22 protein-coding genes and 1 pseudogene are annotated in these 26094 nt (G+C 71.6%); 7 read left to right on the forward strand and 16 right to left on the reverse strand.

Annotated features, from left to right (window positions below):
• The 6 genes from ACIQNU_RS19745 to ACIQNU_RS19770 form a co-directional block, all read right to left on the reverse strand.
• The coding region (locus ACIQNU_RS19745; RefSeq protein WP_401367771.1) for a LacI family DNA-binding transcriptional regulator at positions 1-355 on the reverse strand (355 nt) is incomplete at its 3' end.
• A gap of 83 nt (positions 356-438) precedes the next feature.
• On the reverse strand, positions 439-759 hold the full coding sequence (locus ACIQNU_RS19750) for an L-rhamnose mutarotase (protein ID WP_401367774.1): 321 nt from the start codon (positions 757-759) through the stop codon (positions 439-441).
• Positions 760-801: 42 nt separating this feature from the next.
• Positions 802-1884 (reverse strand): rhamnose ABC transporter substrate-binding protein, encoded by a 1083-nt coding sequence (rhaS, locus tag ACIQNU_RS19755; protein WP_401367777.1) that lies wholly within the window; start codon positions 1882-1884, stop codon positions 802-804.
• 95 nt (positions 1885-1979) lie between these two features.
• Complete coding sequence (locus ACIQNU_RS19760; protein ID WP_401367780.1) at positions 1980-3065, reverse strand: ABC transporter permease; 1086 nt, start codon at positions 3063-3065, stop codon at positions 1980-1982.
• Positions 3058-4098, reverse strand: coding sequence for an ABC transporter permease (locus ACIQNU_RS19765; RefSeq protein ID WP_401367783.1), 1041 nt, complete (start codon positions 4096-4098; stop codon positions 3058-3060). Before ACIQNU_RS19765 ends, ACIQNU_RS19760 begins: the two co-directional genes overlap by 8 nt.
• Positions 4095-5618 (reverse strand): sugar ABC transporter ATP-binding protein, encoded by a 1524-nt coding sequence (locus tag ACIQNU_RS19770; RefSeq protein WP_401367785.1) that lies wholly within the window; start codon positions 5616-5618, stop codon positions 4095-4097. The genes ACIQNU_RS19765 and ACIQNU_RS19770 overlap by 4 nt, the downstream gene beginning before the upstream one ends.
• A 197-nt stretch (positions 5619-5815) precedes the next feature.
• Between ACIQNU_RS19770 and rhaI the strand changes: the two genes are divergently transcribed.
• From rhaI to ACIQNU_RS19805, 7 genes are all read left to right on the forward strand, one after another.
• Positions 5816-6985: an L-rhamnose isomerase gene (gene rhaI / locus ACIQNU_RS19775; protein WP_401367788.1), complete on the forward strand. Its 1170-nt coding sequence runs from the start codon at positions 5816-5818 to the stop codon at positions 6983-6985.
• Positions 6986-7047: 62 nt separating this feature from the next.
• A complete protein-coding gene (locus ACIQNU_RS19780) occupies positions 7048-9093 on the forward strand; it encodes a bifunctional aldolase/short-chain dehydrogenase (RefSeq protein WP_401367790.1) in 2046 nt (681 codons plus the stop codon).
• A complete protein-coding gene (locus ACIQNU_RS19785; protein WP_401367792.1) occupies positions 9090-10541 on the forward strand; it encodes a rhamnulokinase family protein in 1452 nt (483 codons plus the stop codon). Before ACIQNU_RS19780 ends, ACIQNU_RS19785 begins: the two co-directional genes overlap by 4 nt.
• 169 nt (positions 10542-10710) lie before the next feature.
• Entirely contained in the window at positions 10711-11466 is a 756-nt protein-coding gene (locus ACIQNU_RS19790; RefSeq protein WP_401367794.1) for a (Fe-S)-binding protein, read from the forward strand.
• Positions 11463-12947, forward strand: coding sequence for a LutB/LldF family L-lactate oxidation iron-sulfur protein (locus tag ACIQNU_RS19795; RefSeq protein WP_401367797.1), 1485 nt, complete (start codon positions 11463-11465; stop codon positions 12945-12947). Before ACIQNU_RS19790 ends, ACIQNU_RS19795 begins: the two co-directional genes overlap by 4 nt.
• Positions 12944-13591 (forward strand): lactate utilization protein C, encoded by a 648-nt coding sequence (locus ACIQNU_RS19800; protein WP_401367800.1) that lies wholly within the window; start codon positions 12944-12946, stop codon positions 13589-13591. The genes ACIQNU_RS19795 and ACIQNU_RS19800 overlap by 4 nt, the downstream gene beginning before the upstream one ends.
• 22 nt (positions 13592-13613) lie before the next feature.
• Positions 13614-14777, forward strand: a complete 1164-nt coding sequence (locus ACIQNU_RS19805) for an ABC transporter ATP-binding protein (RefSeq protein ID WP_401367806.1) — start codon at positions 13614-13616, stop codon at positions 14775-14777.
• A 123-nt stretch (positions 14778-14900) separates the two neighbouring features.
• Here ACIQNU_RS19805 and ACIQNU_RS19810 read toward each other — a convergent pair whose 3' ends face one another.
• The 10 genes and pseudogenes from ACIQNU_RS19810 to ACIQNU_RS19855 all read right to left on the reverse strand — a co-directional run bounded on the left by ACIQNU_RS19810 (position 14901) and on the right by ACIQNU_RS19855 (position 25664).
• Entirely contained in the window at positions 14901-15842 is a 942-nt protein-coding gene (locus ACIQNU_RS19810) for an ABC transporter substrate-binding protein (RefSeq protein WP_401367807.1), read from the reverse strand.
• On the reverse strand, positions 15839-16516 hold the full coding sequence (locus ACIQNU_RS19815) for an ABC transporter permease (protein WP_401367809.1): 678 nt from the start codon (positions 16514-16516) through the stop codon (positions 15839-15841). Before ACIQNU_RS19815 ends, ACIQNU_RS19810 begins: the two co-directional genes overlap by 4 nt.
• Positions 16513-17193 (reverse strand): ABC transporter permease, encoded by a 681-nt coding sequence (locus tag ACIQNU_RS19820; RefSeq protein ID WP_401367812.1) that lies wholly within the window; start codon positions 17191-17193, stop codon positions 16513-16515. The genes ACIQNU_RS19815 and ACIQNU_RS19820 overlap by 4 nt, the downstream gene beginning before the upstream one ends.
• Before the next feature lie 105 nt (positions 17194-17298).
• A complete protein-coding gene (locus ACIQNU_RS19825) occupies positions 17299-18012 on the reverse strand; it encodes a GntR family transcriptional regulator (protein ID WP_401367814.1) in 714 nt (237 codons plus the stop codon).
• Between the two features lie 110 nt (positions 18013-18122).
• Entirely contained in the window at positions 18123-19124 is a 1002-nt protein-coding gene (locus ACIQNU_RS19830) for a proline racemase family protein (protein ID WP_401367815.1), read from the reverse strand.
• Between the two features lie 70 nt (positions 19125-19194).
• Positions 19195-20058: a dihydrodipicolinate synthase family protein gene (locus ACIQNU_RS19835; protein ID WP_401368082.1), complete on the reverse strand. Its 864-nt coding sequence runs from the start codon at positions 20056-20058 to the stop codon at positions 19195-19197.
• Between the two features lie 261 nt (positions 20059-20319).
• Positions 20320-21741, reverse strand: a pseudogene (locus ACIQNU_RS19840) (FAD-dependent oxidoreductase); the annotation flags it as partial.
• The gene (locus ACIQNU_RS19845) at positions 21722-22030 is read right to left on the reverse strand and encodes a (2Fe-2S)-binding protein (protein ID WP_401367818.1); all 309 of its coding nucleotides are present in this window, start codon (positions 22028-22030) and stop codon (positions 21722-21724) included. The gene ACIQNU_RS19845 and the pseudogene ACIQNU_RS19840, both read right to left, overlap by 20 nt.
• Before the next feature lie 2 nt (positions 22031-22032).
• Positions 22033-23205 (reverse strand): NAD(P)/FAD-dependent oxidoreductase, encoded by a 1173-nt coding sequence (locus ACIQNU_RS19850; RefSeq protein ID WP_401367821.1) that lies wholly within the window; start codon positions 23203-23205, stop codon positions 22033-22035.
• 134 nt (positions 23206-23339) lie between these two features.
• Entirely contained in the window at positions 23340-25664 is a 2325-nt protein-coding gene (locus tag ACIQNU_RS19855) for a M9 family metallopeptidase (RefSeq protein ID WP_401367824.1), read from the reverse strand.
• Positions 25665-26094: the final 430 nt, after the last annotated feature.

Here is a 26094-nt window from a genome sequence, read left to right on the forward strand (position 1 = left end):
GGGGGTGTGCGGCTATGTGGGGATGTTTCTGGGCGGCCGGGGGGGGTTTGTGGTCGTTGTGCGACCCATCGCGGCCCTCCCCCGGCGCGCGGGGGGGGGGGGGGCCGCCGCGCGCGACGTCCACGAAGAAGGGGTTGCCCATGTCGAGGACGAGGAGGGACATGATCCGGCTGCGGCCGGCGCGCAGTTGGCGCGCCGACTCGCTGCGTACGTATCCGAGCCGCTCTATGACGGACTGGACCCGGCGCCGGGTCTCCTCGGAGACCATGTCGGGCCGGTTGATCACGTTCGACACGGTGCCAACGGACACTCCGGCGTGCTTCGCCACGTCCTTGATGCCGACCATGTGTGCCACGTGCTCCGTCCTGCCGCGGGGGCGGCCCGTTGCGGGCCGAAGGTGTCAGGGTATGCCGCCCCGGGCGCCTCCGGGGCGGCATGTCATCCGAGGTGGAACACCTCTTCGAGCGGGCGCATGGCGGCATCCGGTGCGGAGCCGTCGAGCGCCTCGAAGAATCCGGCCATCTCACGCTGCCAGCGGGCGTTGACGCCGGTCGCGTCCATGGCGGCGCGGGCACGGTCGAAGTCCTCGGTCTCCAGATAGCCGACGAGCAGCCCGTCGTCCCGGAGGAACAGCGAGTAGTTGCGCCATCCGGCCGCGCTGAGCGCGTCGAGCATGGCGGGCCACACCTCGGTGTGGCGCTCCCGGTACTCGTCGACGCGGTCGGCGCGGACCTTCAGCAGGAAACAGACGCGCTGCACGGCTCGGCCTTTCGGAACGTGACTCTCGGAACGTGAGTTCTCTCAGAACTTGAACTGGTCGATGTTGTCCTTGGTGAACACCGTCGGCGCGCCCAGGTCGACGACGCCCTTGTCGCCGATGGTGAAGCTGCCGAGGTCGCCGGCCTTGAAGGTCTCGCCCTTGGCGCCGGTGATCTGCCCGGACTTCAGTGCGACGGCGGCGTGCGCGGCGAGGGCGCCGAGCTTCGCCGGGTCCCACAGCTCGAAGCCCTCGACGGTGCCGTTCTTGACGTACTGGCGCATGTCGTTGGGCGTGCCGAGACCGGTGAGCTTGACCTTGCCCTTGTACTTGGAGCCCGACAGGTACTGGGCCGCCGCCTTGATGCCGACGGTGGTGGGCGAGATGATCCCGGCCAGCTTCGGGAACTCCTGGAGGAGGCCCTGGGTCTGCTGGAAGGACTGCTGCGCGTCGTCGTTGCCGTAGGCGGTCTTGACGAGCTTCATGTCCTTGTACTTGGGCTTCTTCAGCTCGTCCTTCATGAAGTCGATCCAGGTGTTCTGGTTCGTCGCCGTCTGCGCGGCGGACAGGATCGCGATCTCGCCCTTGTAGCCCAGCTGCTCACCAAGGAGTTCCACCTGGGTGCGGCCCAGGGCCTCCGCGCTGGCCTGGGAGATGAACACGTCACGGCACTCGGGGTTGGTGTCCGAGTCGTAGGTGACGACCTTGATGCCGTTCTTCATGGCCTGCTTGAGCGCGGTGCACAGGGCGCCGGGGTCCTGCGCGGACACGGCCATCGCGTCGACCTGCTGCTGGGTGAGCGTGTTGACGTAGGAGACCTGGCCCGAGGTGTCCGTGGCGCTGTTGGGGCCGGTCTCCTTGTAGGTGGAGCCCAGCTCCTTCAGCGCCTGCTCGCCGCCCTTGTCGGCGACCGTGAAGTACGGGTTGTTGACCTGCTTGGGCAGGAAGGCGACCGTGAGGCCCTTCTTGGTGGCCGCGTTCGGGTCGGCCTTGGCGTCGGACGTCTTGGCGGTCTCCTCACCCTTCGATGAGTTCTTGGTGGTGCCGCCGCAGGCGGTGGCGGCGAGGGCGAGGGAGGTCACCGCGGCGAGCGCCGCGCAGGAGCGGCGGAGAGCGGGAGAGAACATCGTCGGTCCCTTTCGGACTGTGCGTTGAGGGTGGGGCGGGACAGGGGGGCGGCTGGACTGCTGGGACTGCGGGTAAGGCGGGTGGTGCTGTGGGGTCAGGGGACGGGAGCGGTGGCCTGCTGGCCCTCTCCCTTGCGGGGTCCGCCACCGGCCGCGTCGCCGCCGACCGGATCGCCACCGGCCGGGCCGCCACCGGCTCTGCGGCCGGCGCGTGCCGTGCCGATCTGCCGGGCGACGCGCGGCCCGAGGACCGAGACGACCAGCAGGACGCCGGTGACGACGATCTGCGACTGGGCGGAGACGTTGAGCAGGCTCATCGCGTTCTGGAGGGCGCCGAGGAGGAACACTCCGGCGATGGCGCCGCCGAGGGTGCCTTTGCCGCCGTCGAAGTCGATGCCGCCGAGCAGGACGGCCGCGACGACGGACAGTTCGAGGCCGGTGGCGTTGTCGTAGCGGGCCGACGCGTAGTGCAGGGCCCAGAAGACGCCGGTGAGCGAGGCCATCAGCCCGGTCGCGACGAACAGCCACAGCTTGTGCCGCTTGACGCGGATCCCGGCGAACCGGGCGGCCTCCTCGCCTGCGCCGATGGCGAACAGGGAGCGCCCGAACGGGGTGGCGTGGAGCACGACCACGGCGATGGCGAGCAGGACGAGGAAGGGCAGCAGGGCGTACGGGAGGAAGGTGTCCCCGATCCGGCCCGCCGCGAAGTCCAGGTACTGGGTGGGGAAGTCGGTGACGGCGTCGGAGCCGAGGACGATCTGTGCGATGCCCCGGTAGGCGGCCATGGTGCCGATCGTGACGGCCAGCGAGGGCAGGCCGAGGCGGGTCACGAGGAGTCCGTTGACGAGGCCGCAGACCACACCGAGCAACAGACAGATCGGGATGATCGTCTCGATGGACAGGCCCGCGTTCCACAGGGAGCCCATGACGGCGCCGGAGAGTCCGGCCGTCGAGGCGACGGACAGGTCGATCTCGCCGGAGACCACGAGCAGCGTCATCGGCAGGGCGATCAGCGCGATCGGCAGGGTGTTGCCGATGAGGAACGACAGGTTGAGGGCGTTCCCGAAGCCGTCCACGAAGGAGAACGACATCAGGAGCAGCACCACCAGGAGGACCCCGACGGCCGTGTCCCAGCGCAGCGGAAGGGAACGGCGGGCGAGTGGCGCGGATGTGTCAGCCATGGCGGGCGTTCCTCTTCTTCAGGGCCTTGGCGACGCGCAGGGCGACGATCCGGTCGACGGCGATGGCGAGTACGAGCAGCACGCCGTTGATGGCGAGGACCCACACCGAGCTGACGCCGAGCGCGGGCAGCACGCTGTTGATCGAGGTCAGCAGGAGGGCGCCGAGCGCGGCTCCGTAGACGCTGCCCGAGCCGCCGGTGAAGACGACACCGCCCACGACGACGGCGCTGACGACGGTGAGTTCGTAGCCGGTGCCGGTCGAGGAGTCGACGTTGCCGAAGCGGGCGAGGTAGAGGGCGCCCGCGAGTCCGGCGAGCGCGCCGCAGGCCGTGTAGGCGGCGAGGATGCGCTTGCGGACGGGGATGCCGGCGAGGCGCGCGGCCTCGGGGTTGGAGCCCAGCGCGTACAGCTCGCGTCCGCCGCCGAACTGCCGCAGGTAGTACGCGGTGGCGGCGACGACGGCCGCGGCGATGAGCGCGAGGTAGGGCACCGCGGAGATGCCGCCGGAGCCGAAGTCGACGAAGCCGCCGGGCAGGTCGGACGCGGTGATCTGGCGGGAGCCGACCCAGATCGAGTCGATGCCCCGGATGATGTAGAGGGTGCCGAGGGTGACGACGAGGGCGGGGACCTGGCCGAGGCTGACGAGGGCGCCGTTGAGGAGGCCGCAGCCGATGCCGAGCGCGACGGCGATGGTGAGCGCGACGACGCCGTTGCCGCCGCCCTGGAGGTAGGTGCCCGCGGCGAAGGCGCTGATGCCGAGGGTGGAGCCGACGGACAGGTCGACGTTCTTGGTGATCACCACGAGTGCCTGTCCGGTGGCGACCAGGACCAGGATGGTGGCGTTGAGGAGCAGGTCCTTGATGCCCTGCTCGGACAGGAACTCGCTGTTGCCGGCCTGGGTGACGCCGATCATGACCAGGAAGACCAGCAGGATGGCGAGTTCCCGCATCTTGAAGACCCGGTCCACGAGCCGGGTTCCGGCGGCCTTCTCTGGGTCGACGGCGGGGGCTGCGGGGCGTTCGGTGACGGTCACGCGGCCCTCCCGTGGTCGCGTCCGGTGGCGGCGGCCATGACGGACTCCTCGGTGGCGTCGGCGCGGGGTATCTCGGCGGTGAGGCGGCCCTCGTGCATGACGAGGACGCGGTCGGCCATGCCGAGGATCTCGGGCAGGTCGGAGGAGATCATCAGGACGGCGACGCCGTCGGCGGCGAGGCCCGACAGGAGCCGGTGCACCTCGGCCTTGGTGCCGACGTCGATGCCGCGCGTGGGCTCGTCCACGATCAGGACCTTGGGGCCGGTGGCCAGCCACTTGGCGAGGACGACCTTCTGCTGGTTGCCGCCGGACAGGGTGCCGACGGCGTCCGCGATCCGCGCGTACTTGACCTGGAGGCGTACCGCCCAGTCCAGGGAGCGGCTGCGTTCGGCGCGGCGGTCCATCAGGCCCGCGCGTACGGTGTCGCGCAGCCCGGTGAGCCCGATGTTCCGCTCGATGGACATGTCCATCACGAGGCCCTGGGCGCGCCGGTCCTCGGGGACGAGCGCGATCCCGGCGGCCATCGCGGTGCTGGGCGCGCCGTTGACAAGGGCGTGCCCGTCGACCTCGACGGTGCCGGCGTCCCAGCGGTCGACGCCGAAGACGGCCCGTGCGACCTCGCTGCGGCCCGCGCCGACGAGTCCGGCGAGCCCGACGATCTCACCGCGCCGCACCTCGAACGACACATCGGTGAAGACGCCCTCGCGGGTCAGCCGCCGCACGCTCAGGGCGACCTCGCCGATGTCGGTGGTCTGCTTGGGGTACAGCTCGTCCAGGTCGCGGCCGACCATGCGGCGTACGAGATCGTCCTCGGTGAGGCCGTCCAGGGGTTCGCTGGCGATCAGGGCGCCGTCGCGCAGGGTGGTGACGCGCTGGCACAGCTCGAAGATCTCCTCCAGGCGGTGCGAGATGAACAGCACCGCGGCGCCCTGGGCGCGCAGGGTCCGTACGACGCCGAAGAGGCGGGCGACCTCGCTGCCGGTGAGGGCGGCGGTCGGCTCGTCCATGATCAGGACGCGGGCGTCGAAGGAGAGGGCCTTGGCGATCTCCACGATCTGCTGGTCGGCGATGGACAGGCCGCGCGCGGGCTGCTCCGGGTCCAGGTCGACGCCGAGCCGGGCGAAGAGAGCGGCGGCGGCGGCGCGTACGGCCTTGTGGTCGACGCGGCGCAGGGAGCGGCGGGGCTGGCGGCCCATGAAGATGTTCTCGGCGACGGACAGGTCCGGGAAGAGCGTCGGCTCCTGGTAGATCACGGCGATCCCGGCGTCGCGGGCGTCGGCGGGTCCGTGCAGGACGGCGGGCTCGCCGTCGAGCAGGACGGTACCGGTGTCCGGGCGGTGCACGCCGGCCAGGGTCTTGATGAGTGTCGACTTGCCGGCGCCGTTCTCGCCCGCGAGGGCGTGTGCCTCCCCCGCGTACAGCCGCAGGGACACGTCCCGCAGCGCGCGCACGGCGCCGAAGGATTTGCTCACCCCCCGGAGCGCGAGGACCGGAGCGGTGTCCGGTTCCGACTGGGTCATGAGGCTGCTCCCGCTGACGAAGAGATGAAATGTTTCAATCGAGTTGCCGGGAAGCTAACCGTGGGCCGGAACCACGTCAAGAGGTTCCGGCCTTCCAATTGCCTAAAGCGCCCAAGTGTAGGTGGGGGTCTTGACGTCGGGGCCGAGTCGCGCAAGGGTGCCGGTTGTTCGATTGAATCGTTTTCAGAGGTGGCCTCATGCCAGACCTGTCGGCCGTGAAGTCGGCGCTCGCGACCCAGCGGATCGAGACACCCTCCTGGGCGTACGGGAACTCCGGCACCCGGTTCAAGGTGTTCACGCAGCCCGGGGTTCCGCGTAACCCCCGCGAGAAGCTCGACGACGCGGCCCGTGTCCACGAGTTCACCGGCGTGGCGCCGACCGTGGCGCTGCACATCCCGTGGGACCGGGTGGACAGCCCGGACAGCTACGGCGCGCTCGCCGCGTACGCGGCGGAGCGCGGCCTGCGGCTCGGCGCGATCAACTCCAATGTGTTCCAGGACGACGACTACAAGCTGGGCTCGGTCACCAACCCCGACCCGGCGGTCCGGCGCAAGGCGCTCGGGCACCTCCTGGAGTGCGTCGACATCATGGACGCCACGGGCTCCCGCGATCTCAAGCTGTGGTTCTCGGACGGCACCAACTACCCGGGGCAGGACGACCTCCGCGACCGCCAGGACCGGCTCGCCGAAGCGCTCGCCGCGGTCTACGAGCGGCTGGGCGAGGGGCAGCGGATGCTCCTGGAGTACAAGCTCTTCGAGCCCGCGTTCTACGCCACCGACGTCCCCGACTGGGGCACGGCGTACGCGCACTGCCTCAAGCTCGGCCCGAAGGCGCAGGTCGTCGTGGACACCGGGCACCACGCGCCCGGCACCAACATCGAGTTCATCGTGGCCACGCTGCTGCGCGAGGGGAGGCTCGGCGCCTTCGACTTCAACTCCCGCTTCTACGCGGACGACGATCTGATGGTCGGCGCCGCCGACCCCTTCCAGCTGTTCCGGATCATGTACGAGGTGGTGCGCGGCGGCGGGTTCACCGACGACACGGCGTTCATGCTCGACCAGTGCCACAACATCGAGGCGAAGATCCCGGCGATCATCCGCTCGGTGATGAACGTCCAGGAGGCGACCGCGAAGGCGCTCCTCGTGGACGCGGACGCGCTGCGCGACGCACAGTCGGCGGGTGACGTCCTGGCCGCGAACGCGGTGCTGATGGACGCCTACAACACCGACGTCCGGCCACTCCTCGCCGAACTGCGCGAGGAGTCCGGGCTCGCCCCCGACCCGATGGCCGCCTACCGGGCGTCCGGCTGGCAGGAGCGGATCGTGGCCGAGCGGGTCGGCGGCGAGCAGGCCGGGTGGGGCGCGTGAGCGGGACGACGGGGAGCGGAGCGGCGGGGAACGGGACGAGTGTGACGGGTGACATGACAGGTATGACGCAGCGTCAGAATGTGGTGGTCGGTGAGCTGTTGGGCCGCTCGCACCGGCTGGGGGCGGACCCCCGTAACACCAACTACGCGGGCGGCAACGCCTCCGCGAAAGGCTCGGAGGTCGACCCGGTCACCGGTGCCGACATCGACCTGATGTGGGTCAAGGGCTCCGGCGGCGACCTCGGCACGCTCACCGAGGCGGGCCTCGCCGTCCTGCGCCTCGACCGGCTGCGCGCACTGAAGGACGTGTACCCGGGCGTCGCGCGCGAGGACGAGATGGTCGCGGCCTTCGACTACTGCCTGCACGGCAAGGGCGGCGCCGCGCCCTCCATCGACACGGCGATGCACGGCCTGGTGGACGCCCCGCACGTCGACCATCTGCACCCCGACTCCGGTATCGCGCTGGCCTGCGCGGCCGACGGTGAGCGGCTGACCGCCGAGTGCTTCGGCGACAGCGTGGTGTGGGTGCCCTGGCGCCGCCCCGGCTTCCAGCTCGGCCTGGACATCGCGGCGGTGAAGGAGGCGCACCCCGAGGCGATCGGGTGCGTACTCGGCGGCCATGGCATCACCGCGTGGGGCGCCACCTCCGAGGAGTGCGAGCGCAACGCCCTGCACATCATCCGCACCGCCGAATCCTTCCTCGCCGAGCGGGGGCGGCCGGAGCCGTTCGGGCCGGTCGTCGCCGGGTACGAGGCGCTGCCCGGGGACGAGCGCCGGGCGCGGGCCGCCGCTCTCGCGCCGGTGATCCGGGGCCTCGCCTCGCAGGACAGGCCGCAGGTCGGCCACTTCACGGACTCCGACGTGGTCCTCGACTTCGTCGCGCGCGCCGAGCACCCGCGCCTCGCGGCCCTCGGCACCTCCTGCCCCGACCACTTCCTGCGCACCAAGGTCAGGCCGCTGGTCCTCGACCTGCCGCCGACGGCACCCCTGGACGAAGCGGTCGCACGGCTGCGGGAGCTGCACGAGGAGTACCGGACGGAGTACGCCGCCTACTACGGGCGGCACGCCGACGCGGACTCGCCCGCGATGCGCGGCGCCGACCCGGCGATCGTCCTGGTGCCGGGCGTCGGCATGTTCAGCTTCGGCAAGGACAAGCAGACCGCGCGGGTCGCCGGCGAGTTCTACGTCAACGCGATCAACGTGATGCGCGGCGCCGAGGCCGTGTCCTCGTACGCGCCGATCGAGGAGTCGGAGAAGTTCCGTATCGAGTACTGGGCGCTGGAGGAGGCCAAGCTGCGGCGGATGCCGGCGCCGCGTCCGCTGGCCACCCGGGTCGCGCTGGTGACCGGGGCGGGCTCCGGGATCGGGCGGGCCATCGCGCACCGCCTGGTCGCGGAGGGCGCGTGCGTCGTCGTCGCCGACCGGGACACGGCGAACGCCGAGACCGTCGCGAAGGAGTTGGGCGGCCCGGACAAGGCGGTGGCCGTCACGGTCGACGTGACGAGCGAGGACGAGATCGCGGCGGCGTTCCGTACCGCGCTGCTCGCCTTCGGCGGGGTCGACCTGGTCGTGAACAACGCCGGAATCTCCATCTCCAAGCCCCTCCTGGAGACGACCGCCCGGGACTGGGACGTCCAGCACGACATCATGGCGCGCGGCTCGTTCCTGGTGTCCCGGGAGGCCGCGCGGATCATGTGCGGTCAGGGCATGGGCGGCGACCTCGTGTACATCGCGTCGAAGAACGCCGTGTTCGCCGGGCCCAACAACATCGCCTACTCGGCGACCAAGGCCGACCAGGCCCATCAAGTACGGCTGCTCGCGGCCGAGTTGGGTGCGCATGGCATCCGGGTCAACGGGGTGAACCCGGACGGTGTGGTGCGCGGCTCCGGCATCTTCGCCGGCGGCTGGGGCGCGCAGCGGGCGGCCGTGTACGGCGTGGCCGAGGACAAGCTCGGCGAGTTCTACGCCCGGCGCACCCTGCTGGGGCGCGAGGTGCTGCCGGAGCACGTGGCGAACGCGGTCTTCGCGCTGACCGGGGGCGACCTGTCGCACACGACCGGTCTGCATGTCCCGGTCGACGCGGGTGTGGCCGCCGCGTTCCTGCGATGACGGCTCGGCCGGGCGGCGCCTTCGCCGCCGTCGACCTCGGCGCGTCCAGCGGCCGGGTGATCGTCGGCCGGGTGGCGCCCGGCACACTGCGGCTCACCGAGGCCCACCGCTTCCGCAACCGGCCCGTGCGGGTCGCGGAGGGGCTGCGGTGGGACGTTCTCGGCCTGTACGCGGGTGTCGTCGACGGGCTGCGCGCGGCGGGCCGGGTCGACTCGGTCGGCGTCGACAGCTGGGCCGTCGACTACGGCCTCCTCGACGCGGACGGCGCGCTCCTCGGCAATCCGGTGCACTACCGCGACGCCCGCACCGAGGGCGTCGCCGAGCAGGTGTGGGCGACGGTCCCGGCGGCCGAGCTGTATGCCGCGACAGGCATCCAGTACGTGCCCTTCAACACCCTTTATCAGCTGGCGGCGGCGCGCGGGACCCGTCAGCTGGCCGCCGCCGAGCGCCTGTTGCTGATCCCCGACCTGATCACGTACTGGCTGACGGGTGAGGAGGGCACCGAGCTGACCAACGCGTCGACGACCCAGCTCATCGACCCTCGCACCCGCGACTGGGCGCACGGCGTCGCGTCCCGGACCGGCGTCGACCTCGGCCTGTTCCCGCCGCTGCGGCAACCGGGCGAACCGGCCGGGCTGCTGCTGCCGCGCGTCCTGGCCGAGACCGGTCTCGACGGGCCCGTCGCGGTGACGACGGTCGCCTCGCACGACACGGCGTCCGCCGTCGCCGCCGTCCCGGCCGCCGCCGGTGAGCGCTTCGCGTACATCTGCACCGGCACCTGGTCCCTGGCGGGCCTGGAGCTGGACGCCCCCGTACTGACGGAGGCGAGCCGGGCGGCCAACTTCACCAATGAGCTGGGGATCGACGGCACGGTCCGCTATCTGCGCAACATCATGGGCCTGTGGCTGCTCCAGGAGTGTCTGCGGGAGTGGGGCGAGCCGGAGTTGGCGCCCCTGCTGCGGGACGCGGCGGACCTGCCGGCGCTGCGGTCCGTCGTGGACGCCGGGGATCCGGCGTTCCTGGCGCCCGGCCGGATGCCGGAACGGATCGCGGAGGCGTGCCGCGCGTCGGGGCAGCCGGTGCCGGACGGCCCGGCCGCGACGACCCGCTGCATCCTCGACTCGCTCGCCCTCGCCCACCGCCGCGCGATCGAGGAGGCCCAGACGCTCGCGGGCCACCCGGTCGACGTGGTGCACATCGTCGGCGGCGGCGCCCGCAACGCCCTGCTCTGCCAACTCACCGCCGACGCCTGCGGGTTGCCGGTGGTGGCGGGTCCGGCCGAGGCGGCGGCGCTCGGCAATGTCCTCGTCCAGGCGCGGGCCCACGGCACCCTGGCCCCGGACCGCTCGGCCCTGCGGGAGCTGGTCGCCCGCACCCAGGAGGTACGGCGCCATGAGCCGAGGGGCGACACGGCGGACTGGCGCGAAGCGGAATCCCGTATCACCTGACTGGAGGGCGACCCCCGGAAACAATCAGCCGGCGACGTACCGCCACCCACAACAAGGGCGGGTGGGTGGGAACACCCCGCACCAAGAGAGTCGGCACCCCGGATCTCCCGGTCAGCCAGCCGCACGGCTACCCTGCATCCATCCGATGATCGATGAGGAGGAACCAGCGATGCGTGTCGCCCTGTTCCTGACCTGTGTCAACGACACGCTCTATCCCGATACGGGCCGTGCCGTGGTGAAACTGCTGGCCAGGCTGGGGGTCGAGGTCGAGTTCCCGAGCGCGCAGACCTGCTGCGGACAGGCCCACTACAACACTGGATATCGGCATCAGGCCGAGCCCATGGCCCGTCATTTCTCCGATGTCTTCGGTGGGTACGACGCGATCGTGACGCCGTCGGGTTCGTGCGGGGCGATGGTGCGGGAGCTGTATCCGAGGCTGGGCGAGCGGGCCCGCGCGGAGGGCCGGGGCGGTGCGCTGGCGACGGCGCTGGCCCCGGTGGTGCCGAAGACGTACGAGCTGACGGAGTTCCTGGTGGACGTGTTGGGGGTGACGGACGTGGGCGCGTACTACCCGCACACGGTGACGTACCACCCGACGTGTCACGGGCTGCGGTCGCTCGGCCTCGGGGACCGGCCGACACGGCTGCTGCGGGCGGTGAAGGGGCTGGACCTTGTGGAGCTTCCCGGGGCCGACGAATGCTGCGGCTTCGGCGGCACGTTCGCCGTGAAGAACTCCGATGTCTCGGCCGCGATGGGCGCCGACAAGGTGCGCAACGCCGTGTCGACGGGCGCCGATGTGCTGTGCGCGGCGGACAACTCGTGCCTCATGCACATCGGCGGCACGATGACCCGGTTGCGCACGGCCCAGCGCCCCGTCCACCTCGCGGAGATCCTGGCGAGCACGGAAGAGGAGCCCCTGACATGAGCGGGACCTTCGTCGGCATGCCGGCGTTCCCGGTGGCCGCGCACGACGCCGTACGCGACGAGACGCTGCGCGGCAATCTGCGGCACGCCACCCACACCATCCGGGACAAGCGGGCCCGCGCGGTCGCCGAACTCGACGACTGGGACCGGCTGCGCGAGGCGGGCAAGCAGATCAAGGACCACACGCTGCGCCATCTCGACCGGTATCTCGTCCAGTTGGAGGAGGCGGTGGTCCGGGCGGGCGGCACCGTGCACTGGGCGGCCGACGCGGACGAGGCGAACCGGATCGTCACGCGGCTGGTCAAGGAGACCGGCGAGAGCGAGGTCGTGAAGGTCAAGTCGATGGCCACGCAGGAGATCGGCCTCAACGAAGCCCTGGAGGCCGAGGGCGTCCACGCCTACGAGACGGACCTCGCGGAGCTGATCGTGCAGCTCGGCAAGGACCGCCCTTCGCACATCCTGGTCCCCGCGATCCACCGCAACCGCGGCGAGATCCGGGACATCTTCACGCGCGAGATGGGCGCGTGGGGCCGCCCGGCGCCCGACGGTCTCACGGACACGCCGGCCGAGCTGGCGGAGGCCGCGCGGCTGCATCTGCGGGAGAAGTTCCTGCGCGCGAAGGTCGGGATCTCCGGCGCCAACTTCATGGTCGCCGAGACGGGCACCCTCGTCGTGGTGGAGTCCGAGGGCAACGGCCGGATGTGCCTGACCCTCCCCGAGACACTGATCTCGGTCGTCGGGATCGAGAAGATCGTGCCGACCTGGCGTGACCTGGAGGTCTTCCTCCAGACCCTCCCCCGCTCCTCGACGGCCGAGCGGATGAACCCGTACACGTCGATGTGGACCGGCACCACGGACGCCGACACGGCCGACGGGCCGCGCGTGTTCCATCTCGTGCTCCTCGACAACGGCCGCACCGACACCCTCGCCGACGAGGTCGGCCGCCAGGCGCTGCGCTGCATCCGCTGCTCGGCGTGTCTCAATGTGTGTCCGGTGTACGAGCGGGCGGGCGGCCACGCGTACGGCTCGGTGTACCCCGGGCCGATCGGGGCGATCCTCAGCCCGCAGCTGAGGGGCACGGCGAGCGAGATCGACGCGTCGCTGCCGTACGCGTCCTCGCTGTGCGGCGCCTGCTACGAGGTGTGCCCGGTCGCCATCGACATCCCTGAGGTGCTGGTACGGCTGCGGGAGCGGGTCGTCGAGGGCGGTCCCGTGACCCGGGACGGCGCGCGGGTCACGCTGAAGCCCGCGAAGGGGCACGCGGCGGAGCGCGCCGCGATGCGCGCCGCGGGCTGGGCGTTCGACCACCCGGGCGCTCTGCGGGCCGGCCAGCGCCTGGCATCCCGGACCCGCCACTTCCACCCGCGCCGGCTGCCCGGTCCCGGCAAGGCGTGGAGCGCGACCCGCGATCTGCCGAAGGTGCCGCCCGAGCCGTTCCGCGACTGGTGGCGGCGGACCAACGGCGGAAAGGACGCACGATGAGCAGCAGGGACCTGATCCTCGGCCGGGTACGCCGCGCACTCGCGGACGCGCCGCCCGACGACACCCCGTACGAGGAGGCCGTCGACCGGAGCTATCTGCGGGAGCACGGGCAGCGGACGACCGCCGAGACCGTCGATCTGCTCGCCGAGAACCTGGCGGACTACCGGGCGATCGTGCACCGCACGGACGCCGGGGAGCTGCCGATGCTGATCATGCGGCTGCTGGCCGCGCGCGGTTCGGCGTCCGTCCTGGTGCCGCCGGGACTGCCGCCGGGGTGGATGTCGGCGGCCGATCCGACCCTGGTGCACGACCGGGCGGTCAGCACGGCGCGGATGCTGGACGAGGTCGGGAGCGTGGTCACGGGCTGTGCCCTCGCGATCGCCGAGACCGGCACGATCGTCCTGGACGGCGGCCCCGAGCAGGGCCGCCGCCGGATCACCCTGGTCCCCGACCACCACATCTGTGTCGTACGGGTCCCGGACCAGGTCGTCGCGTCGGTGCCGGCGGCGCTGGAGCGGATCGACCCGGTCCGGCCGCTCACCTGGATCTCGGGCCCTTCGGCGACCAGCGACATCGAACTCGACCGGGTCGAGGGGGTGCATGGTCCGCGCACGCTGGAGGTGGTGCTGGTGAGCGGCGGCTGACGGACCCGGTTAGCGTGAGGTCATGATCCGGTTCGAGCAGGTGAGCAAGCGCTACCCGGACGGCACGACCGCCGTGGACGACCTCTCCTTCGAGGTCGGCGCGGGCGAACTGGTCACGCTGGTCGGACCCTCCGGCTGCGGCAAGACGACCACCATGATGATGGTGAACCGCCTGATCGAGCCGACCGGGGGCCGCATCTTCCTGAACGGCGAGGACATCGCCACGGTCGACCCGGTCCGGCTGCGCCGCCGGATCGGCTACGTCATCCAGCAGGTGGGCCTCTTCCCGCACCGGACCGTCCTCGACAACACCGCGACGGTGCCCTCGCTCGTCGGCTGGAAGAAGGCGAAGGCCAGGGCTCGGGCCGCCGAACTCCTCGACCTGGTCGGCCTCGATCCGAAGACGTTCGGCTCCCGCTACCCCGACCAGCTCTCCGGCGGTCAGCGGCAGCGCGTCGGGGTGGCGCGGGCGCTCGCCGCCGATCCGCCGGTGCTGCTGATGGACGAGCCGTTCGGCGCGGTCGACCCCGTGGTGCGGGAGCAGTTGCAGGACGAGTTCCTGCGGATGCAGGCCGCGGTGCGCAAGACCGTGCTGCTGGTCACGCACGACATCGAGGAGGCCGTCCGGCTCGGCGACCGCATCGCCGTGTACGGGCAGGGCCGTATCGAGCAGTACGACACACCCGGCGCCGTCCTCGGGAATCCGGCGACCCCGTACGTCGCCGAGTTCGTGGGCGCCGACCGGGGTCTGAAGCGGCTGTCGGTGACCACGATCGAGCCGGACGACCTGGAGCAGCCGTCCGTCGTCCGGGCCGGCATGTCCGCCGCCGACGCCACCGCGCAGCTCCGCGCCGAGCACGCGCGCTGGGCAGTGGTCCTCGACGAGGACGGCGATCTGCACGGCTGGGTCGGCATCGACGAGGTGACCCTCGCGGGGCCCGGCGGCACGGTGGGTGAGCTGGCGCACCGGATGAAGGCGTGGGTTCCGGTGGGGGCGCCCCTCAAGCAGGCGTTCGGCGTGATGCTCCAGCACGACGCCGGATGGGTCGCCGTGATCGACGGCGCCCGCTTCCTCGGCGTACTGACCCCGGCGAAGCTGCATGAGGCGCTGCGGAGGTCGGTGGACGCGGACGCGCAAGGGGTGTCCCGGGACGAGGTCCGCTTCGACTCGGTATCAGACGCGTAAGCGCTCCGCTGGTTGAGCGGGTCTTCAACTGCGGGGCCGCTGTGGCTGGGCGCGCCCGCGCGGCGGAGCCGGACAATGTCACAGGCCCGCGCCCCTTCAGGGGCGTCTCAGGCATCGGGTGACTCAGAGCAAGCCCTTCTCCTTCAAATAGGTGCGCGCCACGTCCTCCGGCAGGCGGCGCCAACTGTCGACCTGTTCGTTGAGGGATGCCAGGTCTTCGGTGGTGAGGACCTTGTTGAGGGCGTCGAGGGTGCTGGTGACCCGTTCGCTGCCCGCGCGGGAGCGGTTGACGACGGGGACGATGTAGTCCGCGTTCTGAAGGTGTTTGTCGTCGGCGAGCAGGACCAGGTCGAATTGGGAGAGCGTGGCGTCGGTGGTCGTGGTGAGCACCATCTGGTCCTGGCCGCGCTGCACGGCCTGCTTGGCCTGGGTGGTGCCGACGCCCTTCGGGTCGATCCCGGTGATGTCGATCCCGTACACCTTCTTCAGGCCCGGCTCGCAGTACGGCCGCTGTACGCATTCGTCGCCCGCCGCGAGCCGTACCTTGAGGCCGGACTTCCCGAGGTCGCTGAGGGTCTTGAGGTGGTGCTGCTCGGCGTAGGACGCGGCCACGGCGAAGGCGTTCTGATCGACGGCACGGCCCGGGTCGAGGACGGTCAGGCCCCGGGGCGTGGCGAGTTTACGCAGGGCGGTCATGGTGGTGTCGAGGTCGGGTGAGCCGACGGGCGGCGCGTCGGGGCCATTGGTCTTGGTGTTGAGCCAGTCCGCGAAGGTGGCCGCGTACTCGGGGACGACATCGATCTGCCCGGACTCCAGGGCGGGTTCGTAGAGTTCCCGGTTGGACACGGTCAGGATGTCGGTGTGGTAACCGGCCTTGCCGAGGAGCAGCGCGTACATCTGCGCGAGGACATCGCTCTCGGTGAACCCGGCGGACCCGATGGTCAGGTGCTTGCTGTCGCCGGGCGGGGCGGTGACGTTGCCGCGTGTCTCCAGGGACGGTCCGGTGGCGCAGCCGGTGAGGAGGCAGAGGAATGCGGCCACCGCTCCCGCCGCCCGGCGCCTCATCCGGCCCTCCTGCCGCGCGCCCAGCCGGGTACTACCCGCTCGGTGATCTCGAAGACGGCCTCCACGAGCAGGGCGAACACGGCGACGAGGAAGGCGCCCGCGACCACCTGCGGCGTGCTGGCCAGATTGAACCCGGCCGTGATGATCCGGCCGAGTCCGCCGCCACCGGCGAGCGCGGCGATCGTGGCGGTCGCGACGAGTTGTACGGCGGCGATCCGGACGCCGTTGAGCACGAGCGGCATCGCGAGGGGCAGTTCGACCCGCCACAGCATCTGTCCGCCGGTCATCCCCATCCCGCGCGCGGCGCCGACCACGTCGCGGTCGACCTCGCGCATGCCGACATAGGCGTTGGTGAGCAGCGGGGGCACGGCGAACAGGACCAGGGCGACGACGGTGGGTCCCTCGCCGAACTGCCCGAGGGGGGTGAGGAGCAGGAGGACGAGGACGGCGAAGGTGGGGACGGCCCGGCCGATGTTGGAGATGTTCACGGCGAGCGCGCCGCCCTTGCCGAGATGGCCGAGTACCAGGGCGACGGGCAGCGCGATGAGGCAGCTGATGACCAGGCAGACGACGGTGAGGACGAGGTGCTGGAGGAGCCGGTGCCAGATGCCGTTGTCACCGGCCCAGTGCGCGGGGTCGGTGAGCCAGTGCCAGGAGTCGGTCAGGGTCGTCACGCGCGGGCCGCCCTCGTCCAGGGCGTGAGCAGCCGCTGGGCGCCGAGCAGCAGCACGTCGGCCACCACGGCGATGATCACGCACAGGACGGACGCGGTGAGGACCTGGGCCTTGAAGTAGGTGTTCATGCCCGCGTAGATGAGGTTGCCGAGCCCGCCGAAGCCGACGATCGCGCCGACGGTGACCAGCGACACGGCGGAGACGGTGGCGATCCGCAGTCCGGCCATGGCGGCGGGCAGGGCGAGGGGGAGTTCCACGGTGAGCAGCATCCTGATGGGCCCGTACCCCATGCCCCGGGCGGCCTGCCGGGTGTCCTCGGGGACGGCCCGGAGCCCGGCGAGGATGTTCCGCACCAGCAGGGTCAGCGAGTACAGCACGAGACCCGCGACGACGAGCGAGGCGGAGAGTCCGTACGCGGGCAGCAGCAGCGAGAACATCGCGAGCGACGGGATCGTGTAGAGGATCGTCGTGATCGCGAGGACGGGTCCGGCGGCCCAGCCCCAGCGGCGCGCGGCGACGGCCAGCGGTACGGCGAGGACGAGGGCGATCAGTACGGCGAGAAACGTGAGCTGGAGATGCTGGACGACGGCGTCCCACAGGATGTGGCGGCGGGTGGTCAGATACGCGCCGCAGATCCAGTCATTGCGCGCGAGGCAGTCGTCCGGGGGCGCGGTCACCCGTCCATTGCACCGGGCGGCGGCGGGGGACGGCGCATTGTGGTGACCCGTACGGGCGGTTTCCCGGGCGGTTCGCCGGGCGGCGAGGCCGGGACGGCACTGCGGTCAGCGGCTGCCGCCCAGGCGCAGCGCCGACTCCTGCTGCGGCTCCCCGTGCTGTTCTGCCGCCCAGAGGGAGCGGACGTGGTGCAGATGGCGGCGCATGACCTCCATGGCGGCGTCGGCGTCGCCGGTGAGCATCACGTCGAGCAGTTCGACGTGCTCCCGCGCGGAGTCGACGAGGCGGCCGTCGAGGTCCAGCTCGGTCAGTCCGTAGAGCCGGGACCGCTTGCGGAGGTCGTCCACGACGGTGACGAGGTGGCGGTTGCCGGCGAGGGCGAGGACGGCGAGATGGAAGCGGCGGTCCGCTTCGAGGTAGCCGATGAGGTCGTGGTCGCGGGCGGCCGTGACGATCTCCTCGGCGGCCGGGCGCAGCGCCTCCAACTGCTCGCGGCTCGCGGTGCGGGTCACCCGGCCGATGGTGGGGATCTCGGTGAGGGCGCGGATCTCGGTGTACTCGTCGAGGTCGGCCTCGGTCATCTCGGTGATCCGGAAGCCCTTGTTGCGTACGGCTTCCACCAGGCCCTCCCGGGCGAGGTCGAGCATGGCCTCGCGGACGGGGGTCGCGGAGACGCCGAAGTCGGCGGCGAGGGTGGGCGCGGAGTAGATCACGCCGGGCCGCAGCTCACCCGCTATCAGCGCGGCACGCAGGGCGTTGGCGACGCGGTCACGGAGATGTTCCTGCGCCGAGAGGAGTCGGCGCGCCTTGGGGTCGGCCATGCTGCGTGCTCCCGCGCGGGGTGAGGTGTCAGCGTGCGTGCGATGCCACGTGCAATGTCACGTGGCCCTGATCGTACACGCCGAACGGGCCCTGCCGGCCGCGCGGGTGGTCACAGCAGGAAGCCTTCCGGGAACGGGTCGGAGGGGTCGAGGAAGAACTGCGCGTTGCCGGTGATCCAGGCCCGCCCCCGCACGGTCGGTACGACGGCGGGCAGGCCCGCGACCCGGGTCTCCTCGGTCAGCCGGCCGGTGAAGGACGTGCCGAGGAACGACTCGTTGACGAAGTCGCGGTCCAGCGGGAGTTCGCCCCTGGCGTGCAGCTGCGCCATCCGGGCCGAGGTGCCGGTGCCGCACGGGGAGCGGTCGAACCAGCCCGGGTGGATGGCCATGGCGTGCCGGGAGCGGACCGCGTCCGAGCCGGGCGCGAGGAACTGCACATGGTGACAGCCGTTGATCGCCGGGTCCTCGGGGTGCACGGGCCGGTCGGTGGCGTTGACGGCGTCCATGACGGCGAGTCCGGCGCGCAGGATGTCGTCCCCCCGGTCCCGTGCGAAGGGCAGACCGACCGCGTCGAGCGGGAGGATCGCGTAGAAGTTGCCTCCGTAGGCGAGGTCGTAGGTGATCGGGCCGAGGCCGGGGACCTCGGCCTTGCGGTCGAGCGCCACGGAGTACGCGGGCACATTGCGCAGGGTGACGGCGAGGGCGGCGCCGTCGCGGACCTCGACCTCCACGACGACGAGTCCGGCGGGGGTGTCGAGGCTTACCCGGGTGACCGGTTCGGTGACGGTCACCATGCCGGTCTCGACCAGCACGGTGGCGACGCCGATCGTGCCGTGGCCGCACATCGGCAGCAGCCCGGAGACCTCGATGAACAGCACGCCCCAGTCGGCGTCGGGCCGGGTGGGCGGCTGGAGGATCGCGCCGCTCATCGCCGCGTGGCCGCGCGGCTCGTACATCAGGAAGGTCCGGAGGTGGTCGAGGTGCTCCTGGAAGTACGTCCGTCGTTCGGCCATGGTGGCGCCGGGTACGGTACCGATTCCGCCGGTGACTACGCGGGTGGGCATGCCCTCGGTGTGCGAGTCGACGACATGGATGGTGCGGTTGCTGCGCATGGGCGCGGCTCTCCTTCCGTGACGGACCTCTGCCGATACGAGTCTTCGCCGATCCGGGTACGGGGTCCGCTCAGGCCAGGCCCTCGGCGACGAGCTTCTCGGTGAGGGCGCGGACGGTGGTGTCGGCGGCGGCAGGCAGCGGGGACCGGGGCGGCCGGCACGGACCCCCGTACAGCCCGGCGACGTCCATCGACACCTTGATGGCCTGCACGAACTCCGGCTTGGAGTCCCAGCGCAGCAGCGGGTGCAGGGTCCGGTAGAGCGGCAGCGCGGTGTCGAGGTCCCCGGTCACGGCGGCCCGGTAGAGGGTGGCGCAGGCGTCGGGGAAGGTGTTGGGGACACCGGCGATCCAGCCGACCGCCCCGGCGAGCGCGAGTTCGAGGAGGACGTCGTCCGCGCCGACGAGCAGATCGAGACCGGGTGCCGTCTCGGCGATCTCGTAGGCCCGGCGGACATCGCCGCTGAACTCCTTGACGGCGACGATGCTTTCGGCCGCGTACAGCTCCCCGAGGAGCGCGGGCGTGAGGTCGGTGCGGGTGTCGTACGGGTTGTTGTAGGCGACGACGGGGAGTCCGGCGCGGGCCACTTCGGCGTAGTGGGCGCGGACCGCTTCGCCGTCGGCGCGGTAGGCGTTGGGCGGCAGGCACAGGACGGAGCCCGCTCCCGCGTCGGCGGCGTGCTCGGCCCAGCGCCGCGCCTCGGCGCTGCCGTAAGCGGAGACCCCTGCCATCACCCGGCTCCCGTGCCCGGCCGCGCCGACGGCCGTGCGCACCAGCCGGGCGCGCTCCTCGTCGGTCAGGGTCTGGTACTCGCCGAGGGAACCGTTCACGACGACGCCGTCACAGCCGGACCCGGTCAGCCTGCGGATCTGCTCGCCGTACGCGTCGTGGTCGACGGAGAGGTCGGCGCGCAGCAAGGCAGGCAGGGCGACCATGACACCGCGCCAGGGACGGGAGGGGCTGTGCGCGTACGGGGCGTGCTCGGTGTCGGCGTGGTCGGCGTGGTCGGTCATACGGGAACTCCTCTTGAATCGCTGGGCAGTTGGTGCGGGAGGGGCAGCGGGCGGCACTGTGTCCGTGTCGGCGGGGGGAAGGGCGGCGAGGCGCCCGAGCGGTACGGGAGTGGAGAGGGGACGCCGTTCGGCGCCGAGGGGTGCGGCGCCGTCGCCCCCGGCCGCGAGGCAGGCGACGGCGGTGCCGCACATCCGGCCCTGGCACCACCCCATACCGGCGCGGGTCAGCAGTTTCACGGTGCGTGCGTCATCGGCGCCGTACGTGCCGACCGCCTCGCGGACGGCGGACGCGGGGACCTCCTCGCAGCGGCACACCTCGGTCGCGCCGGTCAGCCACCCGGTCCAGCCGGGCCCGGGGCGGTGCACGGCGGCCATCGCGTCGGCGAACCGGCGCCCCCGGTCCCGGCGGCGCCCGAGCACGGCGGTACGGGCGGCCCGCCGCGCGAGGTCCGGCCCCGGGCTCGGACGAAGGTCGGCGGCAGCGGCAAAGCCCGCCAACTCGCCTTCACACCAAGCAAGTTGCACGCCGCCCACTCCGGCGACCTCGCCCGCCGCCCACACCCGCTCCACGGTCGTACGCTGCGCCGCGTCCACGACCAGCGCGGGCGTACCGTCGGGCGTCGTGCGGGTCTCGCAGCCGAGGGCGAGGGCGAGTTCGAGCTGGGGCACCAGACCGTGGCCGACGGCGAGCGCGTCACAGGCGACGGTCCGTTCCGAGCCGGGCAGGGGCCGCCAGTCGCGGTCGAGCGAGGCGACGGTGACGGCTTCGACGCGCCGCCCGCCGTGCGCCTCGATCACGGCGGCGCGCGACCGGAGCCGTACGCGGTGGCGCAGCAAGGTGGCGCCGAGCCGTGCGCCTTCGACGGCCTTGCCCGGTTGGGCGGCCAGCGCGCGGACGTTACGGCCGTACGCCGGGTACCCGGCCGCCTCGACGACCACCGGGACCTCCGCACCCGCCCCGGCGAGCGACACGGCGACGGCCAGAAGCAGGGGGCCGCTCCCCGCGACGACGATCCGCCGCCCCGGCAGGACGAGCCCCGCCTTGAGCATGGCCTGCGCCCCGCCCGCGCCGACGACACCGGGCAACGTCCAGCCGGGGAAGGGGAGTTGGCGTTCGTACGCCCCGGTGGCGAGCAGCAGTCCCCCGGCCCGTACGGTGCCGTCGCCGGGCGGGTCGGCGGCTTCGGTCGGTTCGGTGCGGGTCGGTTCGGTGTCGTTCGCTTCGGTCGCGAGGGTGCGCACGGCCCAGCGGGCACCATATGTGTCCTCGCGCTGCACCGACCACACCTGGAGTCCGGCGAGGTGGGTGATCCGGCCGGCGCGGCGGTGGGCGTCCAGCCGGTGGCTCAGCGCGGTGAACGCGGAGCGTCCGCGCCGGGCCGACGCGGGCCCGGCGGCGCGGAGTTCGGGGGCCGCGTGCCGGTGGTACTGACCGCCGGGGCGTGGCGCCGCGTCGATCAGTGCCACGGCGAGCCCGTGGTCGGCGGCCGTCACGGCGCCCGCGAGCCCGGCCGGTCCGGCGCCGACCACCACGAGGTCGTACGGGGTGGCGGCCACCCGGTCCCTATCCCGATCCCGGTCCCGTTCACTCGGCGAGGTCGGCATGGCCGTGGCCCTCCTGGGTGGTGAGTACGTCGCCGGGGCGGGCGGGGACGAGGCAGGCGCGCTGGTTGGGCCGGCCGTTGACGGTGATGAGGCAGTCGAAGCAGACGCCGATCCCGCAGAACGCCCCGCGTGGCCGTCCGCTCCCCCGCGTGGTGCGCCAGCCGACAATGCCCGCCGCCCAGAGTGCGGCGGCGACGCTCTGACCGGGCAGGGCCCGCAGGGGTGTGCCGTCGTACCGGACGAGGAATCCGGCTCCGGACCCTGCCCGTTCGGCTTCGGCGTGCGACACGGCTACTTCCCCTCCTTGGTGAACCGTTCGGGACGGAACGGCGCGAGATCCGTCGCGGGCGTGGTCCCGGTCAGCGCCTGGGCGACGAGGAGACCGGTCGCCGGGGCCAGCCCGATCCCGGCGCCCTCGTGCCCGCACGCGTGGTACAGCCCGGGGACCGCCGGGTCGGGCCCGATCGCCGGGAGATGGTCGGGGAGATAGGGACGGAACCCGCAGTACGTACGGATCACAGCGGTCCTGGCCAGTACGGGGAACAGCGCGACCGCCGCCATGGCGAGACGTCTCAGCACCTCGGCGGAGAGGGTCCGGTCGAAGCCGACGCGCTCCCGGCTCGCCCCGATGAGCACCGGGCCCGACGGGGTGCTCTCGACGACGGGTGAGGTCTGGAGCGCGGCGGAGCCGCTGGCCACGTCAGCGACGTATCCGGCGGCGTAGACCTTGTGCCGGACGAGCTGCGGCAGGGGTTCGGTGACCAGGACGAAGCCCCGGCGGGGCAGCACGGGCAGCCGCGCTCCGGCGAGCCGGGCCAGGTCGCCGCCCCGGACTCCGGTGGCGTTGACGACGGCGGGTGCCGGCACATCCCGCCGAGGGGTGCGCACCGCGCGTATCGCGCCGTCCGGTCCGGTGAGGATGTCGGTGACCGCTTCCCCGAAGTGCAGGCGGGCGCCTGCCTCGCGGGCGGCCCGGAGCAGTCGGGCGGCGGCGAGCGCGGGCTGGACCTGGGCGTCCTGCGGGTAGTGGACTCCCCCGGCGAGGCCCCGGGCGAGGTGGGGTTCGAGGTCGGGGAGCCGGTCGGCGGTGACGTCGCGGGTCTCCACTCCGGCACGGGCCTGGTCCGCCACCAGGCGGTGCAGCGCGGCCAGTTCGGCGGAGTCGGCCGCGACGACCAGTCCGCCCTTCGCCTCGTACTCGATGCCGCGCGGCCCGTCCGGAAGTGCGTCGGCCAGGTCGCGCCAGAGGCGGGCGGAGAGCAGGGCCAGGTCCAGTTCCGGGCCCGGTTCCTTGTCCGAGACGAGCAGGTTTCCCTCGCCCGCGCCGGTGGTCCCGCCGGCCGGGCCGCCCTGGTCCACGACGGCGACGGAGAGTCCGGCGCGCGTCGCGTAGTAGGCGCAGGCGGCGCCCACCACACCGGCACCGACGACGACAGCGTCCACAGAATGCCCCCGGACTCCCATAGCTCAGTAATATGTCACATGGCTCAAGGCCTGCCAAGGTCGCGGAAGGGGAGGGCGGGGAGGGCGGGGACCCGCGGTGTCTCCTCGACCGCTGGTCCCCGCCCCGGCTCACCTCGTCAGGGCCTTCCGCCCTGTCAGTACTCGGACGTGACGGTCACCCCCGAGAAGTCGGTGACCCCGGCGAGGCTGATGTAGTGCCAGCCCGCCGCCGGGCCGTTCACGGTCAGCGTCTCGGCGTTGCCGGAGCCGGTGGACCGGCTGGTGTACGAACTCGTCGTGGCCCAGCCGGTGTTGCTGTAGTAGAGGTCGGCGTTGCCGGAGCCGCCGGCCGTGGTCACCTTGAACTGCTGGACCCCGGCCGGCAGATGGACGTACAGATAGGCGTAGTTGCCCACCGTCCCGGACACCCCGGACCGCCGGCAGTTGCGGTCGAGCTGACGTGCGTCGCCTCCGGTGCACTCGGGCAGGCCGGGCGGGTTCGTGGAGCCCCCGCAGCTCCCGGCCGCGCAGGCCGCGAGCCAGGAGTACCAGTCGCTGTCGTAGCGCGAGCCGATCGTGGCGGTCAGATGGCTGCGGGCCGCGCTCCAGTTGCCCGCGCGGTAGTACCCGAGCACGGTCGCCATGTCGTCCGGATGCGACTGGAGCATGTACCGCACGGCGAGATAGCCCCACCGGTATATCCGGGTGGTGTCATGGCTGTACGTGGTGTCGAAAAGGGTGCTCAACGCATAGGTACGGCGGCCCGCTTCGGTGATCGCGGCGTCGTAGGTGACCTTGCGGTACGAGTAGGACACGTACTCGGCGAAGCCCTCGATCCACCAGATGGTCGGCGTGGCCACATTGGCGGTGAAATCGCCGTACATGTTGAACCGGCCGTCGAGGTAATGCGTGTACTCGTGGTTCAGATTCCAGATCTCGAAGGACGGCAGCCACTCGGCCTCGTACGCGATGAACCGCGGCTGGTTCCCGGTGGCGGAGGGGTCGCCTTCGAGATACATGCCGCCGTTGTTCGTGTCGATGCCGAACATCGCCCCGGCATACGTCTGGTAGTCGGTGCTGGAGTTGAACGCCACGACTTCCAGCGTGGTGTTGCGGTCGCCGGAGACCGGGCCGCCGTCCTTGACGATGCCGTGGAAGTAGGCGTCCTGGTTGGCCAGGCTCGCGCAGGTCGCGGAGAGCTGGGCGGCCGTCATCTCCTGGGCGCGGACCCGGAGGCTTGAGCTACAGGTGTGGTTGACGGGAAGCACCGCCGCCGCGAGGCGGTTCTGGAGGTCGCAGGTGCCGTAGAGGGAGCAGTTGGCCTTGTCGTAGTAGTCGGTCATCTCGGCGACGCCGACCCACAGGGGTGCGGTGCGGCCGGTGATCGCGGACTGGCCGAGCAGACCGTTGACGAGGGGACGGACCTTGCCGAGCAGGGTGCTGTGCTGGAGGAAACGGCCCAGCTCACGGCCCGCGTTGGAGACGAGGTAGCCCTGGTCGGTGCCGAGCAGGGCGGTGTGCGAGGACGCGAAGGTGTACACGGTGTCGGTGACGCTCGGGTCGGACTGCACGGCGGTGACGAACGCGGGTACCTGGTGGCCCCGGAACAGCACGGTGTACACGTTGTTGACCGCGTTGAGCATCCACCACGACGCGTTGTACGAGCTGTCGTAGCCGTTCAACAGCCGCTTCACGACGTACAGATAGCGGGCGTTCTCCTCGGCGCTGTCGATCAGCGTGACCGCCTCGGACAGGGTCTCGCCGTTGGCGTCACTGACGTCCTGCGCGTGGGAACTGGCGAAGAACGCGTCCAGCCCTGACCGGATGGCCGTCGTCAGGGCCGGGCCGTAGGTGCCGACGGTCGACGGGTTGTACCAGTGCACGTAGTAGCCCGCGCGCAGATAGAGCACGAGCTGCGGCATGCCGGTGGAGCTGTTGCCCGGGTAGGCCGCGGAGCCGTCGCGCAGGGCGTAGGCGACGCTCACCATCTGCGCCTCGCGGAAGGCCTGGTACGCGTCGCTTCCCGTGACGTTGAAGAGGGTGTTCACGCAGTCGGTGGTCGACGCCTTGATCTGCTGGACGAGGGCGGCGCCGGTGCGGCCGGTGAAGTCGGCGACGTCGCAGGCCGCGGCCTTGCCGTTGATCGTGCGGGACGCCTTCATCGAGGGGCTGAGGCGTGGCGCGGGTGACGCCGGATCGTCGTAGTCCCGCTTGAGGGCGTCCTTCGTCGACGCCAGCGGGGGGCGGTCCTTGGGCTTCAGCGGGGTCTCGCGGACGTGCTCGGGGTCGTCGCCGCGGGGATCGGCCGCGGAGGGCGCGGGTGGCGCCTTCCGCGGGGTCGAGGCACCGGGCGCCTTACCGGTGACCGGGTTCAGGGGGCTCGCATGGCCCGGCGCCGCGAACACGCCGATGCCCAGACACAGCGCCAGCGCCGTGACGAGGAGTCTGACGACGGATGGTCGTCGTACCTTCGGTCTCACTTGCCGCCTCCAGCGGGGATGGGGGGAGCCGCGCCGGGGCGCGACCCGGTGAGGGTTGGTCGCGCACGCGGGCTGATGGACCGAAGAGTTCGCCCTGAGTCCACCCTTGACATGCCCATGCGTACGCCATGCGACATGTACCATTGCACACATCACATTCCGCAGGAACCCTTCGGTCGCGCGCCACCTGAGACGTGAATTAACTCTCTGGTCACATTGCGGATGACTCGGGCGGAATCTCCCGTTCACACTTGACGGATCGCAGGCCCCGACTTCATAGTTTCTTTACTTTCAGTTAGCAGGCTTTTCAGAGCTTTACCGCCACATTCCGGCACCGGAGCCTGCAACAGGCAGGAAACGAGGATGTGGATCTGTGAAGCGCCTGTGCCCCCAGTTTCGTTCGGTGCGCCATGCGTGACGGATAGTGAGG

Origin of the sequence: Streptomyces sp. NPDC091292 (genome assembly GCF_044757265.1) — a bacterium.
Classification (GTDB): Bacteria; Actinomycetota; Actinomycetes; order Streptomycetales; family Streptomycetaceae; genus Streptomyces.

Bases quoted from the DNA above. Each gene is read 5' to 3' on its own strand.
- ACIQNU_RS19810 (WP_401367807.1), bottom strand. From the start codon at position 15,842: ATGAGGCGCCGGGCGGCGGGAGCGGTGGCCGCATTCCTCTGCCTCCTC.
- ACIQNU_RS19800 (WP_401367800.1), top strand. From the start codon at position 12,944: ATGAGCAGCAGGGACCTGATCCTCGGCCGGGTACGCCGCGCACTCGCG.
- ACIQNU_RS19850 (WP_401367821.1), bottom strand. From the start codon at position 23,205: ATGGGAGTCCGGGGGCATTCTGTGGACGCTGTCGTCGTCGGTGCCGGT.
- ACIQNU_RS19760 (WP_401367780.1), bottom strand. From the start codon at position 3,065: ATGGCTGACACATCCGCGCCACTCGCCCGCCGTTCCCTTCCGCTGCGC.
- ACIQNU_RS19790 (WP_401367794.1), top strand. From the start codon at position 10,711: ATGCGTGTCGCCCTGTTCCTGACCTGTGTCAACGACACGCTCTATCCC.
- rhaS (WP_401367777.1), bottom strand. From the start codon at position 1,884: ATGTTCTCTCCCGCTCTCCGCCGCTCCTGCGCGGCGCTCGCCGCGGTG.
- ACIQNU_RS19770 (WP_401367785.1), bottom strand. From the start codon at position 5,618: ATGACCCAGTCGGAACCGGACACCGCTCCGGTCCTCGCGCTCCGGGGG.
- ACIQNU_RS19780 (WP_401367790.1), top strand. From the start codon at position 7,048: ATGACGCAGCGTCAGAATGTGGTGGTCGGTGAGCTGTTGGGCCGCTCG.
- rhaI (WP_401367788.1), top strand. From the start codon at position 5,816: ATGCCAGACCTGTCGGCCGTGAAGTCGGCGCTCGCGACCCAGCGGATC.
- ACIQNU_RS19795 (WP_401367797.1), top strand. From the start codon at position 11,463: ATGAGCGGGACCTTCGTCGGCATGCCGGCGTTCCCGGTGGCCGCGCAC.
- ACIQNU_RS19785 (WP_401367792.1), top strand. From the start codon at position 9,090: ATGACGGCTCGGCCGGGCGGCGCCTTCGCCGCCGTCGACCTCGGCGCG.
- ACIQNU_RS19835 (WP_401368082.1), bottom strand. From the start codon at position 20,058: ATGGTCGCCCTGCCTGCCTTGCTGCGCGCCGACCTCTCCGTCGACCAC.
- ACIQNU_RS19805 (WP_401367806.1), top strand. From the start codon at position 13,614: ATGATCCGGTTCGAGCAGGTGAGCAAGCGCTACCCGGACGGCACGACC.
- ACIQNU_RS19825 (WP_401367814.1), bottom strand. From the start codon at position 18,012: ATGGCCGACCCCAAGGCGCGCCGACTCCTCTCGGCGCAGGAACATCTC.
- ACIQNU_RS19830 (WP_401367815.1), bottom strand. From the start codon at position 19,124: ATGCGCAGCAACCGCACCATCCATGTCGTCGACTCGCACACCGAGGGC.